This window comes from Streptomyces sp. NPDC046821 (assembly GCF_040645335.1).
Classification (GTDB): domain Bacteria; phylum Actinomycetota; class Actinomycetes; order Streptomycetales; family Streptomycetaceae; genus Streptomyces.
The window spans coordinates 510571-525550 of the sequence record NZ_JBEYYB010000002.1; the positions used below are offsets into that span (position 1 = coordinate 510571).

The window sequence follows — 14980 nt, forward strand, 5'->3', positions numbered from 1 at the left end:
GGTCGCCGATCGCCGTACGGACGGGTCGCGGTCGGCGTTGTCAGTGGGGCGGTCCACAATGGTGCGCGTCAGACTCTCGTACATGCCCCGGCAGCATCTGTGAAGGAGCCGCAGCAGCGATGGCCCGCCGCAGCACGAAGACCCCGCCTCCCGACGACTTCGAGGAGAAGATCCTCGACATCGACGTTGTCGACGAAATGCAGGGCTCCTTCCTGGAGTACGCCTACTCGGTGATCTACTCCCGGGCCCTGCCGGACGCCCGTGACGGCATGAAGCCCGTACACCGGCGCATCGTCTACCAGATGAACGAGATGGGCCTGCGCCCCGACCGCGGTTACGTGAAGTGCGCCCGCGTCGTCGGCGAGGTCATGGGCAAGCTGCACCCGCACGGTGACACGTCGATCTACGACGCCCTGGTGCGCCTCGCCCAGCCCTTCTCGATGCGTCTCCCCCTCGTCGACGGCCACGGGAACTTCGGCTCCCTGGGCAACGACGACCCGCCGGCCGCCATGCGTTACACCGAGTGCCGGATGGCCGACGCCACGTCGCTGATGACGGAGTCGATCGACGAGAACACGGTCGACTTCGCGCCGAACTACGACGGCCAGGAGCAGGAGCCCGGGGTCCTCCCGGCCGCCTACCCGAACCTGCTGGTCAACGGCGCGTCCGGCATCGCCGTCGGCATGGCGACGAACATGCCCCCGCACAACCTGGGCGAGGTCATCGCCGCCGCCCGGCACCTCATCCGGCACCCGGGCGCGGACCTCGAGACGCTGATGAAGTTCGTCCCGGGCCCCGACCTGCCGACCGGCGGCCGGATCGTCGGCCTGTCCGGCATCAAGGACGCCTACGAGTCGGGCCGCGGCACCTTCAAGATCCGCTCCACGGTCACCGTGGAGAACGTGACGGCGCGCCGCAAGGGCCTCGTCGTCACCGAGCTGCCCTTCGCGGTCGGGCCCGAGAAGGTCATCTCGAAGATCAAGGACCTCGTCGGCTCGAAGAAGCTCCAGGGCATCGCCGACGTCAAGGACCTCACCGACCGCCAGCACGGCCTGCGCCTGGTCATCGAGATCAAGAACGGTTTCGTGCCGGAGGCCGTCCTGGAGCAGCTCTACAAGCTGACGCCGATGGAGGAGTCCTTCGGCATCAACAACGTGGCGCTGGTCGACGGCCAGCCCCTCACGCTCGGCCTCAAGGAGCTTCTGGAGGTCTATCTCGACCACCGCTTCGAGGTCGTCCGCCGCCGCAGCGAGTTCCGCCGTACGAAGAAGCGGGACCGGCTGCACCTGGTCGAGGGCCTGCTCGTCGCCCTGGTGGACATCGACGAGGTCATCCGCCTCATCCGCTCCAGCGACAACTCCGCGCAGGCGAAGGAGCGCCTGATGGAGCGCTTCTCGCTGAGCGAGATCCAGACGCAGTACATCCTCGACACCCCGCTGCGCCGCCTCACCCGGTTCGACCGTATCGAGCTGGAGTCGGAGCGCGACCGGCTCAACGGCGAGATCGACGAGCTGACCGGGATCCTGGAGTCGGACGCCGAGCTTCGCAAGATGGTCTCGGCCGAACTGGCGTCGGTGGCGAAGAAGTTCGGCACCGATCGTCGCACCGTGCTCCTGGAGTCGGCCGGTACGGCCGTCGCGGCAGTGCCGCTCCAGGTCGCCGACGACCCGTGCCGCGTCCTGCTGTCCTCGACGGGCCTCCTGGCGCGTACGGCGTCCGCCGACGTGCCCGAGGGCGACGAGGACGCGCGGCGGACCAAGCACGACGTGATCGTTTCCGCGGTCCCGGCGACCGCGCGCGGCGAGATCGGAGCGGTCACCTCCAGCGGCCGTCTGCTGCGGCTCAACGTCATCGACCTGCCGCAGCTCCCGGAGACGGCCACGGCGCCGAACCTCTCCGGAGGCGCGCCCGTCAAGGAGTTCCTGTCGTCCCTGGCGGCGGACGAGACGGTGGTCTGTCTGACCACGCTCGACGAGTCGTCGCCCGGTCTCGCGATCGGCACGGAGCAGGGTGTCGTCAAGCGTGTGGTGCCCGACTACCCGTCCAACAAGGACGAGTTGGAGGTCATCGGCCTCAAGGACGGCGACCGCATCGTGGGCGCGGTGGAGCTGCGTACGGGCGAGGAGGACCTCGTCTTCATCACGGACGACGCCCAGCTGCTGCGCTACCAGGCGTCGCAGGTGCGTCCGCAGGGGCGGCCTGCGGGCGGTATGGCGGGCATCAAGCTGGCCGACGGCGCGAAGGTGATCTCGTTCACCGCGGTCGATCCGGCCGTCGACGCGATCGTGTTCACGGTGGCCGGCTCGCGCGGCACGCTCGACGACTCGGTGCAGACGACGGCGAAGCTCACGCCGTTCGACCAGTACCCGCGCAAGGGGCGCGCCACGGGTGGCGTGCGCTGCCAGCGGTTCCTGAAGGGCGAGGACTGTTTGAGCCTGGGCTGGGCGGGCCCGACACCGGCCCGCGCGGCCCAGAAGAACGGGACTCCCGCGGAGCTGCCGGAGATGGACCCGCGCCGCGACGGCTCGGGCATCTCGCTCGGAAAGCCGATCTCGGTGGTGGCGGGGCCGTTCTAGCCCGCCACTGACGGGTCCGCTTCCTGCGGATCCTGGTGCTGTACATACCTCAGGACGCCCCACATGCTCGCCTCGTCGGCAACGGTGTGTGGGGCGTCCTGTGTGCAGGCGGTCAACTCCTTGCGCAGGCGCGGGGTGTCGATCCCGGCCCCGATGAGGACCAGTTGGCTCAGGCGGGGCTCGCCGGGTGCCCAGGGCTCGGGGTTGAACCGGAGGAAGCGGCCGACGGCGTGCACGCTGTACTTGTTGCGCGCGTCGGCCGTGCCGAAGTCGACGTACCCCTTGATGCGGTAGAGCCCCTCGGGCCTGCTGTCGAGGAAGGCCATCAACCGGCGGGGATCGAGCGGCACTTCGGACTCGACGGAGGCGGAGTCGTAGGCGGCGTGCAGGTGGCCGTCGTGGGCGTGGTCGTGCTCGTCTGCACTTTCACTGTCGTCGCGAGGCAGGTCGTCGAAGGACAGCTGCCCGATCCGCTCCCGCGTCGGCCGGCAGTCGAAGAGGAACTCGGGGTCCACGCGCGCGTAGGTCGCGGGAACGACCGCCGCGCTTCCGGAGAGCCCGCGTACGAGGTCGAGAACGCGCAGCTGTTCGCCCTCCGGGACCCGGTCCGCCTTGTTGACGACCACGAGGTCCGCGATGGCCAGATGCCGGTCGATCTCGGGGTGGCGCTCCCTGGTCTGGTCGAACTCGACGGCGTCGACGACCTCGACCAGGCCGCCGTACACGATCCGGGGGTTCTCGCTGGCGAGCACCATCCGTACGAGTTCCTGCGGCTCGGCGAGGCCGCTTGCCTCGATCACGACGACGTCGATCCCGGCCGACGGCCTGGTGAGGCGGTCCAGGTACTCGTCGAGCTCGCTCGCGTCGACGGCGCAGCACAGGCATCCGTTGCCCAGGGAGACGGTGGAGTCGCCGAGCTGCCCGGCGACGGCCATCGCGTCGATCTCGATGGACCCGAAGTCGTTGACGATCGCACCGATCCGGGTGCCGCCGCCGTGGTGCAGCAGGTGGTTGAGCAGGGTCGTCTTGCCGGAACCCAGGAACCCGGCGAGTACGACGACGGGGATCCGCTGCGGCTGCTCCTGCCTCGGCTGACTCAACGCGCGACCTCTCTCACACCGGCGCGAGAGCCGGCGTTCTTACGACGAATGAAGGCGGACTCAGGATACGAGCGCGTAGATACACCCTGGAGTGAACGATTGTTCGCGTCTTGAGCTGGGCACACGAGAATCATGGCGCCCCGGGCGAGCGACCCGTGTTCCCCGTGCGCCTCCTCTCCGCTCCTCAGCCGATCAGCGCCGCTCGGCACCCTGAGGGGCGGCTAGCGCGCCGCCCACCGCCCGCCGGTCCCACTCCGTCGCCCCGCACCCGACGATCGGCGAACGGTCGCCTGAATCGGGGGTTGACATGGCCACACAAAGTAACGGGATCCGAGCGCTGAGTGCTGCCGCGCTGGTGGGGTTCGCTCTGGGCACATTGACTGCCGTCGGCCAAGCCGCCCAGCGGCGCAAGCACGCCTCACTCACCGAACAGCACCGGCTGCACTTCGAGCTGTTGTGCAAGGCCATGGACGACCCAGCCCTGGCCGCCGTCCTTGACACATACGACGACCCTGTACCGCCCGAGACTCAACGTCAGTACCTGTTCGTCAACGCCCTGTACACCAATGCCCTGTACTTCCACCGGATCGGCGCCATGAGTCGGCCGGAACTCTACGGGCACCTTCGAGTGATCTGCCAGAACCAGATCGTCCGGGACTACTTGAAGGCCACGCGCCATCACCGGGCAAGCCTGGACGACTCCTCAGACGAAGCAGCACTGGGGCAGATCGTGGACCAATTGATGATGGACCTGGAAGACGCAGATACGGAGGATTGGTGGGTAGTAGGCGAACCTCCCGTTGGATAGGGCCACTTGGGTGAAGGTTAGCCTTGCCATCCTGATCCAGCAGGCGGCGAGCCGCTACTCTGGGGCCGCATCTTGCCCCCTAGTCCGAGGACCGGGATCCCGTTGAACATCGTGCGCCGCATCGGCGCGTCTCCCCGTGAGCGCGGCAGCGCCTCCGGCCAGACATGTCCTGACATCTTTGAGCTTGCCGATGGCAGCTTCGCCGTTATCGGCACGGATGTCACCGAGAAGCTCGACGCCGAGCTTCCGCCCGACGCCGCACGAGCCGACTACGAACGAATCGTCCGCATCACGCGCGACACGCTCGTTCGCGCCAAGTCAGATATCCCGAACTCCTGACCTCTGCAGTTGACAGCACCGGAGCCCGGTCCCGACGAGGGGCCGGGCTTCGGTGTGTTCAGGGCATGACCGGTACCGGCTGCGGAGCCGTCGGCCCGACATAGCGCGCCGCCGGGCGGATGATCTTCGGATCCCGCGCCTGCTCAAGGATGTTGGCGCTCCACCCCACCACCCGCGCAGCGGCGAACGTGGGGGTGAACATCGCGCGGGGCAACCCGCACAGCTCCATGACCACGCCCGCGTAGAACTCCACGTTCGTGTGAAGTTCCCGTCCCGGCTTCAGCTCCGCGAGGATCGCTTCCACCTGCCGTTCGACCTCGACGGCGAACTCGACCATCGGTCCGCCGAACCTCTCGGCGATGCCGCGCAGCATCCGCGAGCGCGGATCTTCCGTCCGGTAGACAGGGTGACCGAAGCCCATGATCCGGTCCCCCGCGAGGACCCGCTCGCGGATCCAGCCGTCGATACGGTCCGGCGTACCGATCGCGTCGAGGGTGTCGAGTGCTCGGCTCGGCGCACCGCCGTGCAGCGGCCCGGAGAGCGCCCCGACGGCACCGACGAGGCAGGCCGCGACGTCGGCACCGGTCGACGTGATCACCCTTGCTGTGAACGTTGACGCATTGAACCCATGGTCAATGGTTGAGATCAGATACTGCTCGACGGCACGAGCATGAGCCGGGTCGGGTTCCGAACCCGTCAGCATGTAGAGGTAGTTGGCCGCGTACGACAGGTCCTCGCGCGGCTCGACCGGTTCGAGGCCTTCACCCAACCGGTGCAGCCCCGTGAGCAGCGTCGGGACGACCGCCGTCGCGGCCAGAGTGTCCTCGCGGCGCCGCTCGTCGTCGATGTCGTACACGGGCCGGAAGCCCTGCGAGGCGCCGAAGAGCGACAGGGCGCTGCGCAGTCCGGCGAGCGGGCCGGAGAGCGCGCCGGCGCGGGCGATCGCGGGCAGCGCGGCCTGGACGACGTCAGGCAGTCGGCGCAGGGCGGCCGTCCGCGTGGCGAAGGCCGCGGACCGCGCGGCGTCGGGCAGCTCGCCGTGGATCATCAGGTGCCATACGTCCTCGAAGCTGCGGGTCTGCGCGAGCTCGACGGCCGAGTACTGGCGGTAGTGGTAGAAGCCCTCACGCCCTCTGACGTCACCCAGTTCGGTGTCGGTGACGACGACGCCCGCGAGTCCGCGCGGCACGTCGGCAGGAGCGGTCATGGTCCCGTTGGTCGACATGTTTCCTCCCTCGACTTGATTCGACTCTCTATGCTTGACTCATCTCATGTCAATATTGATTCAATCAATACATAAATCAATGCACGCGATCCGGATACGGTGACGCCCATGACCGATCACGAGCCGAACCCCGCACGGGAAGCCCGGCGACTCAGCACCAAGGAGGCCGCCCAGCTGCTGGGCGTGAAGCCCGAGACCGTGTACGCATACGTGAGCCGCGGTCAGCTGAGCAGTCGCCGGGCGGGACCCGGCTCGCGCGGCAGCACGTTCGACGCGGACGAGGTGGCGGCGCTCGCGCAGCGCAACAAGCGGGAACCCGCGGCCAGTTCGCCCCCCGGCGAGCTTTCCGTACGTACCCGCATCACATTGATCGACAAGGACCGCTACTACTTCCGAGGGGTCGACGCCGCCGAGCTGGCCGCGCACCACACCTACGAAGAAGTCGCCGAGTGGCTGTGGACCGGCGCGCTGCGGCCCGGGATCCGGTTCACCGCACCCAGGCAGTCCCTCTCCGCGGCCCGGCGCGCCGCGGGAGCGCTGCCCGAGCACAGCAGTCCCGTCGACCGCCTGCGCGTCGCGGCGGTCGCCGCGGCAGTCGCCGACCCGCTCCGTTTCGACCTCTCCGAAGAAGCCGTTCTCGGCACGGCCCGCACTCTCATCCCCACGTTGGTGGCGGCCCTGCCGCCCGTACGGCACACGCACCGCGACGGCGGCCCGCTCGCGCAGCGTCTCTGGGGACGCCTCAGCGGACACGAACCTGACGATCCGTCACTGCGCGCCCTGGACACGGCACTCGCGCTGCTCGTCGACCACGACCTCGCCGCGTCGACACTCGCCGTCCGCGTCGCCGCGTCGGCACGCGCCCACGCGTACGCGGCCGTGTCCGCGGGTCTCGGCGTCCTGGAGGGCCCCCTTCACGGCGCCGCCAGCGGCCTCGCGCACCGTATGCTCCTCGACGTTCTCGACCGCGGCAGCGCCGCTCCGGTCGTCGCGGACGAACTGCGGGCCGGGCGCCGCGTCCCGGGCCTCGGGCACCGCCTCTACCAGGGCGAGGACCCGCGGGCTCAGGCCCTGTTCGCCCTCCTCGAAGAGATCCCCAGGGCCTACCCGGCGCTCGCCGCGGCCCGCGACATCGTGGCGACGACCGCCCGTCACACAGACCTCCACGCCAACGTCGACCTCGCCCTCGCGGTCCTCACCGTCTCGTGCGGGATGCCCGCGGAGGCCGGCGAGACCGTCTTCGCGGTCGCCCGGACCGCGGGCTGGATCGCCCACACCCTGGAGGAGTACGGCGAGCGCCCGCTACGGATGCGGCCGAGCGGCCAGTACGTGGGCCTGCGCCCGCCCCAGCCGCTGCCCACACCTCTTGGTCCGCTGCCGGAAGAGCGGGGTTAGGCTCCCCTGTGTGAGTACGTGTGCGACCGCCTCGCGGGATCTGAACGAGCCTCTCGCGGGGACCGCCGCCACCGCGAGGACCTGGCTGCTGATAGAGCAGCCCGGCCCCTGGGGTGCGAAGGCGCTGACGTCCAGTCATCTGGACCCGGAACTCGGCCGGGCCCTGGAGGCGGCCGCGGAAGGGACCGGAGTCCGCGTCGCCCTCATCCGGCGACCGGGCCGGCACGCCGACCGCCACACCGCCGCCTTCCGCCGCAATGTGTATGTGGCCCACACAGTTCCGGGAAACACATGGCTGCGCGGCCACATGACCGAGTCTCCGGAGGAGTTGCTCTCCCTCGACTTCGCCGCCCTGGGAGCCGGTGATCACCAGGGCTTCGGCACGCCGCACGACGGCGCGCCCCTCGCGCTCGTCTGCACCAACGCCAAGCGCGACCGCTGCTGCGCCCTCCTGGGCCGGCCGCTCGCCGCCGACCTCGCCGCGTCCGGCCAGGACGGCGTCTGGGAGGTCACCCACCTGGGCGGCCACCGCTTCGCCCCCACACTGCTCGTCCTGCCGCACGGATACGCGTACGGCCGTGCCGACGCCGCCCACGTCAGGACCGTTCTCGACGCGGTCCGCGCGGGCCGCGTCGTCACGGAAGGGTGCCGTGGGAACTCCGCCTGGGGGCGTCCGGGGCAGGCAGCGGAACTCGCCGTACGGACGTCGGCCGGGGTCGACGCCGCTGGGGTGCTGAACGTCGAGGGTGTCGTGAGCGTCGCTGGTGCGGAGGGCGAGGCTCCGCGCTGGGAGGTGACCGTCGTTCACACGGATGGCCGACACTGGCGCGTCACCGTGGAGCAGGGGGTTTCGCTGCCTCCGCGCCCCGAGAGCTGCGGCGCCGCGCTGGGCACTCCGGCGCGCATGGACGTCATCGCGGTGGACGAGATAGGGGCCGGTTCTCCGGCGAATAGGACAGGGGCGGTCAGCAACGGGCGCTGAGCGTCCTGGAGCGCTCCTGTGGGGCCCGACGCCGGGAGACCGTCCGCGCGACGCCCGCCACACACCCGTACCCCCACTAAACCGCACCACTAGAACAGCACCGTTAGAACCACACCGTCCGCTACGGAGCGTCAGATTCCGGCCGTCTCCGCTACACAGCGCGAGATCCCCACCACAACCGCTACGGGCGGACGCCGCCCGCCCCGTACGGTGCTTCGTATGAGCCCCACTCCCCCCTCGCGCCGGCTGCGTCTCAGCCTGCCTCGACGCGTCTTCGCGCAGGTTCTGCTCATGCAGGTGGCGATCGCCGCCGGGGTGGCCGTCCTCGCGACTGGGCTCTTCCTCGCGCCGCTCAGCGACCAGCTCGACGATCAGGCCATGCGCCGCGCGCTCGCGATCGCGCAGACCACCGCGGCCCAGCCGCGCATCGCCGACGATCTGGCGCGCTCACGCCCCACGGTCGACGGCCCCGTCCAGCGGGAGGCCGAGCGCATCCGTAAGGCCAGCGGCGCCTCGTACGTCGTGATCATGAACAAGAAAGGCGTGCGCTGGTCCCACAGGGACCCTGGCGAGGTCGGCGGAATCGTTTCCACCGACCCCAGCGAGGCGCTCGCGGGCCACGAGGTCATGGAGATCGACAGCGGCACCCTGGGCCGCTCGGCGCGCGGAAAGGTTCCTCTGCGCGACGCGCGGGGCGACATCGTGGGCGCCGTCTCCGTAGGCATCGAGTACGACAGCGTCAGGGCGCGCCTCATCCATGCGATTCCGGGTCTGTTCGCGTACGCGGGCGGGGCCCTCGCCGTCGGTGCGCTTGCGGCCTACCTGATCTCGCGCCGGGTGCAGCGGCAGACCCGTGACCTGGCCTTCTCCGATATCTCGGCGCTGTTGTCGGAGCGCGAGGCCATGCTGCACGGCATTCGTGAAGGGGTCGTGGCGCTCGACCGGAGCGGCCGGATCCGGCTGCTCAACGACGAGGCGCACCGGCTCCTCGGCATCGGCGACGAGGTCATCGGACAGTCGCTCGACGACGCGCTCGGCCCGGGACGTACGACCGATGTGCTGTCGGGCCGGGCCACAGGAACGGACCTGCTGACGGTCCGCGGCCAGCGCGTCCTCATCGCCAACCGGATGCCCACGGACGACGGCGGCGCCGTGGCGACCTTGCGCGACCGCACCGAGCTGGAACAGCTGGGCCGGGAACTGGACTCGACGCGCGGTCTGATCGACGCCCTGCGCGCCCAGGACCACGAACACGCCAACCGTATGCACACGCTCCTCGGGCTGCTCGAACTGGAGATGTTCGACGACGCCGTGGAGTTCGTCGGCGAGGTGGTCGGCGACCACCGGGCGACGGCGGAGCAGGTGACCGAGAAGGTGCACGATCCGCTGCTCGCGGCCCTTCTGGTGGGCAAGGCGACGGTGGCGGCGGAGCGCGGCGTGGCCCTGTGGATCTCCGACACGACGCTGCTCCCGGACAGGTTGATCGACCCTCGGGGGTTGGTCACGATCGTCGGGAACCTGGTCGACAACGCGGTGGACGCGGTCGCGGGCACCCTCCACGCGCGCGTGGAGGTCGACATACGGGCCGACGACCGCACCGTGGAGCTGCGGGTCCGGGACACGGGGCCCGGCGTTCCGGAGAGCCGCCGCGAGTTGATCTTCACGGACGGCTGGTCCACCAAGAAGCTGCCGTCCCACGGGAAGCGCGGCCTCGGCCTCCCCCTCGTGCGCAGGCTCGCGGAGCGTCAGGGCGGCAGCGCCGATGTCGTCGAACCGGAAGGCGGGGGCGCCGAGTTCGTCGTCGTCCTGCCGGAGGCACTGACGGACCCGGACCTCGCGTCGGACGGGCTGACGGACCCAGACCTCGCGTCGGACGCGCTGACGGACACCGACCTCGCGCCGGAGGCCACCGAGGCACCCCTGCCGACGGCTCCGCTTCCCGCGGTTCCCCCCACGGCCACCACCACGAAGGAGAACCCGCGATGATCGAAGTGCTGGTCGTCGACGACGACGTCCGCGTCGCCCGGGTCAACGCGGCCTACGTTCAGAAGGTGCCCGGTTTCCACGTGGTGGCCGAGGCCCACAGTGCCGCCGAGGCCCTGCGAGAGGTCGAGACGCAGCCGCACATCGACCTGATCCTCATGGACCACTATCTGCCGGACGAGACGGGCCTGGCGGCCGTGCAGGAGATCCGGCGCCGCGGTCATCTGACCGACGTGATCATGGTGACGGCGGCCCGGGACGTCTCGACGGTGCAGGCCGCGATGCGGCTCGGCGCGCTGCAGTACCTGGTCAAGCCGTTCGCGTTCGCGGGCCTGCGGGCGAAGCTGGAGGCGTACGCGGGGCTGCGCCGCACGCTGGACGGCGGCGGGGAGGCCGAGCAGGCGCAGGTCGACCGGATCTTCGGCGCGCTGTCCGTCGACTCGGAGCCGACTCTGCCGAAGGGCCACTCGCTGAGCACGGCGGAGCTCGTCCGCAGGGCGCTGGTGGACGCCGAGGGCCCGCTCTCGGCGCTCGAGGTCGCGGAGGAGACGGGGCTGAGCCGGCAGACGGCCCAGCGCTATCTGAAGCTTCTGGAGCGCACGGGGAGGGCCAGACTGACCCTCAAATACGGCGATGCGGGCCGCCCAGAGCATCGTTATGTCTGGGCGACCCGCACCTGAGGGACGTACGGCTCAGCCGGCGTTGGCCGCCTTGTCGACGAACTCGGTGGTGAACGTCTTGCTCAGGTCGACCTTGGCGTTCTTGATGTTCGGGTTGAACGCCTTGAGCACGCTCTCAACAGTCTCGGGACCGTTCGTGGGCATCACGCCGTCCGTCGTGAACATCGGCAGAGTCGACTTGATCGCCTCGGCGTACAGCTTCTTGTCGCCCTGGGAGTAGTCGGCGGGCATCTTGGCCGCGATCTCGTCGGCGCTGTGCGTGGACATCCACTTGAGCGTCTTGACGAAGGCGTTGGCGAGCTTCTGGACCGTGGGCTTGTGGCTGTTGACCCAGTCCGTCTGCATGTAGAGGCTCGACGACGGGTACGGACCGCCGAGCGCCTTCTCGGAACCCTCCGGGGTCCGCATGTCGATGAGGATCTTGCCGAGCTTCTTGTCCAGGACCGTGGCGACGGTCGGGTCCGTCGTCATGCCGCCGTCGATGGAGCCCTGCTGGAGCGCGGACACGAACGTCGGGCCCGCGCCGACGGCGACCGGCGAGAACTCGTTCTGCTGAACGCCGTTCTTGACCGCCAGGTACTTGGTGAGGAAGTCGGTCGAGGAGCCGAGGCTCGTGATGCCGAGCTTCTTGCCCTTGAAGTCCTTGGGCGACGTGATGGTCTTCGCCTTCTCGTTCGAGACGATCTCCACCTCGCCGGGAGCACGCGAGAACTGGACGACGGACTCGACTGCCTTGCCCTTGGTCTGCAGGTCGAGCGTGTGGTCGTAGAAGCCGACGGCTCCCTGGACCTGGCCGGAGACGAGGGCCGTCTCGGCCTGAACGCCCGCGGGCTCACTCAGGAGTTCGACATTCAGGCCCTCGTCCTTGAAGTAGCCGAGCCGGTCCGTGAGCATCGCCGGCAGGTAGATGACCTTGTCCAGGCCGCCGACCATGATCTTGACGTTCTCGCCCTTGCCGTCCGCCTTGTTGCCGGAGCTGTGGGTCGTGCTGGCGGCGTCGTTGGCACATGCCGTGAGCGAGGAGAGCGCCAGCAGGCCGGTCGCAGCGAGGGCGGAAAGCCGCGCGGTCTTACGCATGGTGGTTCACGTCCTTGTGAAGAGGGTTGGGGAAGCAATGGGGTGGAGCGGTGCGGGGAGGGGGTGCGGGGATGCACGTGGAGCGGTGCGGGGAAGGGGCGGCGATTTAAGGGCTCGCCCCGGAGGGATCAGCTGTCCGAATTCGTCGGCTTCCAGCGGAAGATGCGGCGCTCGGCGAAGGTCAGCAGCCCCTCGGCGAGCAGCGCTACGACGGCGAGGATGACCATCGCCGCGTACACACCGCTCGTGTTGAACGTGCCCTGGGACTGCGCGATGAGGAGGCCGACACCCTTGGTGGCGCCGATGTACTCACCGACGATGGCTCCGATCAGCGCGAAGCCGAAGCTCACGTGGAGGCTGGTGAAGATCCAGGACGTGGCGGACGGGATGACGACCTGAAGCGTCACGCGGCGGTCGGTGGCGCCCAGGATGCGGGCGTTGGAGACCAGGTTCCGGTCGACTTCCCGGGCGCCCTGGAAGGCGTTGAAGAACACCGGGAAGAACACCAGGACGACGGCGGAGGCGACCTTGGAGGCCGGGCCGAGTCCGAACCAGATCACGAAGATCGGGGCGAGCACGATCCTCGGGATCGAGTTGAGGACCTTGATGTACGGGCCGAGGACGTCGGCGAGGAAGGTGATGCGTCCGAGCGCGATACCGCAGACGACACCTACGGTCACGCCTATGACCCAGCCGAGCAGCGCCTCGTAGAGCGTGTACCAGACCTGTTCGCCGAGCGAGCCGAGCGCCGTGCCGTGCGTGATCCACGTCCAGATCTGGTCCCAGATCTTGGAGGGCATGGAGAAGTTGAACGGGTCGATGATCGCGGCGCGCGACAGCGCCTCCCAGATGCCGAGGACGGCGACGAGGAGCAGGATGCGTGCGCCGCCGATCACGATCTTGCGCCGGCGCGCGGCGCGGGCCCTGGAGACGGCGCGGTCCGACTTGGTGAGTTCGGCGCCGGCGGCGGGCAGGGCGGTGGCGGTGTCATGCGACATCGGCGGCACCCCTCTCGCGCGTGATGCGGACCTCTTCGCCGAGGGACTCCCAGATCTCGCGGTAGATCTCGATGAACTCCGGCAGCAGCCGGACCGATTCGACCTTGCGGGGGCGCGGCAGGTCGATGTCGAACACCTGCTTGACAGTGGCCGGGCCGGCCGTCATGACGACGACCTTGTCGGCCAGCGCGATGGACTCCTCCAGGTCGTGGGTGACGAAGACGACCGAGGCGCCCGTGCCTTCCCACAGCTCCAGGAGCTCGTCCGACATCAGGGCCCTGGTCTGCACGTCGAGGGCCGAGAAGGGCTCGTCCATGAGCAGGATCTCGGGGTCGTTGACGAAGGTGGCGGCGAGTGCGACGCGCTTGCGCTGGCCTCCGGAGAGCTGGTGCGGGTAGCGGTCCTCGAAGGCCGCGAGCCCGACGCGGGCCAGCCACTCGCGGGCCTTGGCCTTCGCCTCGGCCTTGGGGACGCCGCGGAAGCGCGGGCCCGCCATGACGTTCGACAGAACAGTTCGCCAGGGGAAGGTCGCGTCCTGCTGGAAGACGAATCCGACCTTGTCGCCCACTCCCTCGACAGGTTCACCGGCCACCAGGACCTCGCCCTCGGTGGGCTCCTCCAGGCCGCTGACGAGGGTGAGGGTGGTCGACTTGCCACAGCCCGTGGGGCCGACGACGGCCACGAACTCGCCACGTCCGACGGTGAGATCGAGCTCGCGGACCGCGGTGTGCAGGCCGCCCGACGGCGTCCGGAAGGTTTTGCTAGCGCCCCGCAGTTCGATGGCGGGGCCGGTGTCTGTGCTCATGCCGGGAAGGTAGGTGTGACCTGGGACACCGCATCAGTCTTCTGGGCGCAAGGTGTACTTCTGCTTGCAAGAGGCTGTTGTGCTCGTTTTGCTCGCGCTACAACAGCTGAGCCGAAACACGGGCTTAACAGCTCGCCTGGGCTTGAGGGAGAGAGGCCCGATGATTGACGTCCTGGTCGTGGACGACGACTTCCGTGTCGCCGAGATCAACGCGAAGTACGTGGGAAAGGTTCCCGGCTTCCGGGTGGCCGCGCGTGCCCACAACGCCGCGCAGGCGCTGGCGGCCGTGGAGCGCCAGCGCATCGACCTCGTGCTGCTCGACCACTACCTGCCCGACATGACCGGCCTCGAACTCGCCCACCGGATGCGGGAGAGCGGCCACAACACCGACGTCATCATGATCACGGCGGCGAGCGACGTCCTGACGGTGCAGGCGGCGATGCGCCAAGGGGCCCTGCACTACCTTGTGAAACCGTTCACCTTCGCCGCGCTGCGTTCACGCCTCGACTCGTACGCGGCCCTGCGGCGTACCGTCGACCGGGTGAGCGGGCGTGGAGCGGCCGGCCAGGAGCAGGTCGACCGCATCTTCGGCGCGCTACGGGCTGTGCCGATGCCCGCGTCGCCCGGCCTGCCGAGCGGCCAGTCGGAACCGACCACGGATCTCATCTGCGGCGTGCTCCACCGCGCGGACCATCCCCTTTCGGCGCACGAGGTGGCGGCGGAAACGGGCCTGAGCCGCTCCACGGCCCAGCGGTATCTGCGGCACATGGAACAGTCGGGCCGACTCCGCCTTTCGCTCAAGTACGGGGATACGGGGCGGCCCGAGCACCGGTACGTGTGGGTGGCGCCCTGAGGGGCGATGCGCGCGCAGAACGGTGGCGCCCTGAGGCGCCGATGCGCACGCAGCACCGGGGCTGAGGCGGGCTGGCCCTCCGCCGCGCGGTCCTGCGCGAGCACGGGCCTGAACGGACCCGTGTCCGCGGTGGCGGGACGCCCGAGGAACGTGCCGCCG

The 14980-nt window shown here is 69.5% G+C and carries 13 protein-coding genes; 8 read left to right on the plus strand and 5 right to left on the minus strand.

The genetic code is table 11. From position 1 onward, the window contains the following. The first annotated feature begins 119 nt into the window (after nucleotides 1-119). Nucleotides 120-2576, plus strand: coding sequence for a DNA topoisomerase IV subunit A (locus ABZ893_RS05825; RefSeq protein WP_361397313.1), 2457 nt, complete (start codon nucleotides 120-122; stop codon nucleotides 2574-2576). Here the strand turns inward: ABZ893_RS05825 and ABZ893_RS05830 are convergent. After that, a complete protein-coding gene (locus ABZ893_RS05830) occupies nucleotides 2573-3676 on the minus strand; it encodes a GTP-binding protein (protein ID WP_361397316.1) in 1104 nt (367 codons plus the stop codon). The two genes, ABZ893_RS05825 and ABZ893_RS05830, sit on opposite strands and share 4 nt — an antisense overlap. Nucleotides 3677-3983: 307 nt before the next feature. On the opposite strand from ABZ893_RS05830, the gene ABZ893_RS05835 reads away from it, so the two are divergent. Both ABZ893_RS05835 and ABZ893_RS05840 read left to right on the plus strand, forming a co-directional pair. Further along, nucleotides 3984-4484, plus strand: coding sequence for a DUF6082 family protein (locus ABZ893_RS05835; RefSeq protein ID WP_361397319.1), 501 nt, complete (start codon nucleotides 3984-3986; stop codon nucleotides 4482-4484). Between the two features lie 102 nt (nucleotides 4485-4586). Then, complete coding sequence (locus tag ABZ893_RS05840) at nucleotides 4587-4823, plus strand: hypothetical protein (protein WP_361397321.1); 237 nt, start codon at nucleotides 4587-4589, stop codon at nucleotides 4821-4823. Nucleotides 4824-4881: 58 nt separating this feature from the next. On the opposite strand, the gene ABZ893_RS05845 is transcribed toward ABZ893_RS05840, so the two are convergent. After that, nucleotides 4882-6048: a citrate synthase/methylcitrate synthase gene (locus tag ABZ893_RS05845; protein WP_361397324.1), complete on the minus strand. Its 1167-nt coding sequence runs from the start codon at nucleotides 6046-6048 to the stop codon at nucleotides 4882-4884. A 108-nt stretch (nucleotides 6049-6156) separates the two neighbouring features. Here ABZ893_RS05845 and ABZ893_RS05850 point away from each other — a divergent pair, with 108 nt between their 5' ends. The 4 genes from ABZ893_RS05850 (at nucleotide 6157) to ABZ893_RS05865 (ending at nucleotide 11088) form a co-directional block, all read left to right on the plus strand. Next, on the plus strand, nucleotides 6157-7443 hold the full coding sequence (locus ABZ893_RS05850) for a citrate synthase (RefSeq protein WP_361397327.1): 1287 nt from the start codon (nucleotides 6157-6159) through the stop codon (nucleotides 7441-7443). A gap of 10 nt (nucleotides 7444-7453) precedes the next feature. Continuing rightward, complete coding sequence (locus ABZ893_RS05855) at nucleotides 7454-8425, plus strand: sucrase ferredoxin (protein ID WP_361397330.1); 972 nt, start codon at nucleotides 7454-7456, stop codon at nucleotides 8423-8425. 219 nt (nucleotides 8426-8644) lie between these two features. Then, nucleotides 8645-10411 (plus strand): sensor histidine kinase, encoded by a 1767-nt coding sequence (locus ABZ893_RS05860; protein WP_361397333.1) that lies wholly within the window; start codon nucleotides 8645-8647, stop codon nucleotides 10409-10411. Beyond that, a complete protein-coding gene (locus ABZ893_RS05865; RefSeq protein WP_361397335.1) occupies nucleotides 10408-11088 on the plus strand; it encodes a response regulator in 681 nt (226 codons plus the stop codon). Before ABZ893_RS05860 ends, ABZ893_RS05865 begins: the two co-directional genes overlap by 4 nt. A gap of 12 nt (nucleotides 11089-11100) precedes the next feature. Here the strand turns inward: ABZ893_RS05865 and ABZ893_RS05870 are convergent, their stop codons facing one another. From ABZ893_RS05870 to ABZ893_RS05880, 3 genes are all read right to left on the minus strand, one after another. Then, nucleotides 11101-12165, minus strand: a complete 1065-nt coding sequence (locus ABZ893_RS05870) for an ABC transporter substrate-binding protein (RefSeq protein ID WP_361397338.1) — start codon at nucleotides 12163-12165, stop codon at nucleotides 11101-11103. Nucleotides 12166-12293: 128 nt separating this feature from the next. After that, nucleotides 12294-13163, minus strand: a complete 870-nt coding sequence (locus tag ABZ893_RS05875; RefSeq protein WP_361397341.1) for an ABC transporter permease — start codon at nucleotides 13161-13163, stop codon at nucleotides 12294-12296. Next, nucleotides 13153-13968 carry an ABC transporter ATP-binding protein gene (locus ABZ893_RS05880; protein ID WP_361397344.1) on the minus strand — a complete coding sequence of 272 codons (816 nt, stop codon included), beginning with the start codon at nucleotides 13966-13968 and terminating at the stop codon, nucleotides 13153-13155. Before ABZ893_RS05880 ends, ABZ893_RS05875 begins: the two co-directional genes overlap by 11 nt. A 160-nt stretch (nucleotides 13969-14128) precedes the next feature. On the opposite strand from ABZ893_RS05880, the gene ABZ893_RS05885 reads away from it, so the two are divergent. Beyond that, nucleotides 14129-14821 (plus strand): response regulator, encoded by a 693-nt coding sequence (locus ABZ893_RS05885; RefSeq protein WP_361397347.1) that lies wholly within the window; start codon nucleotides 14129-14131, stop codon nucleotides 14819-14821. Nucleotides 14822-14980: the final 159 nt, after the last annotated feature.

What these genes read in the sequence shown, in the direction of transcription:
- ABZ893_RS05865 (WP_361397335.1), top strand. Translation starts at nt 10,408, where the DNA reads ATGATCGAAGTGCTGGTCGTCGACGACGACGTCCGCGTCGCCCGGGTC.
- ABZ893_RS05875 (WP_361397341.1), bottom strand. Translation starts at nt 13,163, where the DNA reads ATGTCGCATGACACCGCCACCGCCCTGCCCGCCGCCGGCGCCGAACTC.
- ABZ893_RS05860 (WP_361397333.1), top strand. Translation starts at nt 8,645, where the DNA reads ATGAGCCCCACTCCCCCCTCGCGCCGGCTGCGTCTCAGCCTGCCTCGA.
- ABZ893_RS05870 (WP_361397338.1), bottom strand. Translation starts at nt 12,165, where the DNA reads ATGCGTAAGACCGCGCGGCTTTCCGCCCTCGCTGCGACCGGCCTGCTG.
- ABZ893_RS05835 (WP_361397319.1), top strand. Translation starts at nt 3,984, where the DNA reads ATGGCCACACAAAGTAACGGGATCCGAGCGCTGAGTGCTGCCGCGCTG.
- ABZ893_RS05850 (WP_361397327.1), top strand. Translation starts at nt 6,157, where the DNA reads ATGACCGATCACGAGCCGAACCCCGCACGGGAAGCCCGGCGACTCAGC.
- ABZ893_RS05880 (WP_361397344.1), bottom strand. Translation starts at nt 13,968, where the DNA reads ATGAGCACAGACACCGGCCCCGCCATCGAACTGCGGGGCGCTAGCAAA.
- ABZ893_RS05845 (WP_361397324.1), bottom strand. Translation starts at nt 6,048, where the DNA reads ATGTCGACCAACGGGACCATGACCGCTCCTGCCGACGTGCCGCGCGGA.
- ABZ893_RS05825 (WP_361397313.1), top strand. Translation starts at nt 120, where the DNA reads ATGGCCCGCCGCAGCACGAAGACCCCGCCTCCCGACGACTTCGAGGAG.
- ABZ893_RS05885 (WP_361397347.1), top strand. Translation starts at nt 14,129, where the DNA reads ATGATTGACGTCCTGGTCGTGGACGACGACTTCCGTGTCGCCGAGATC.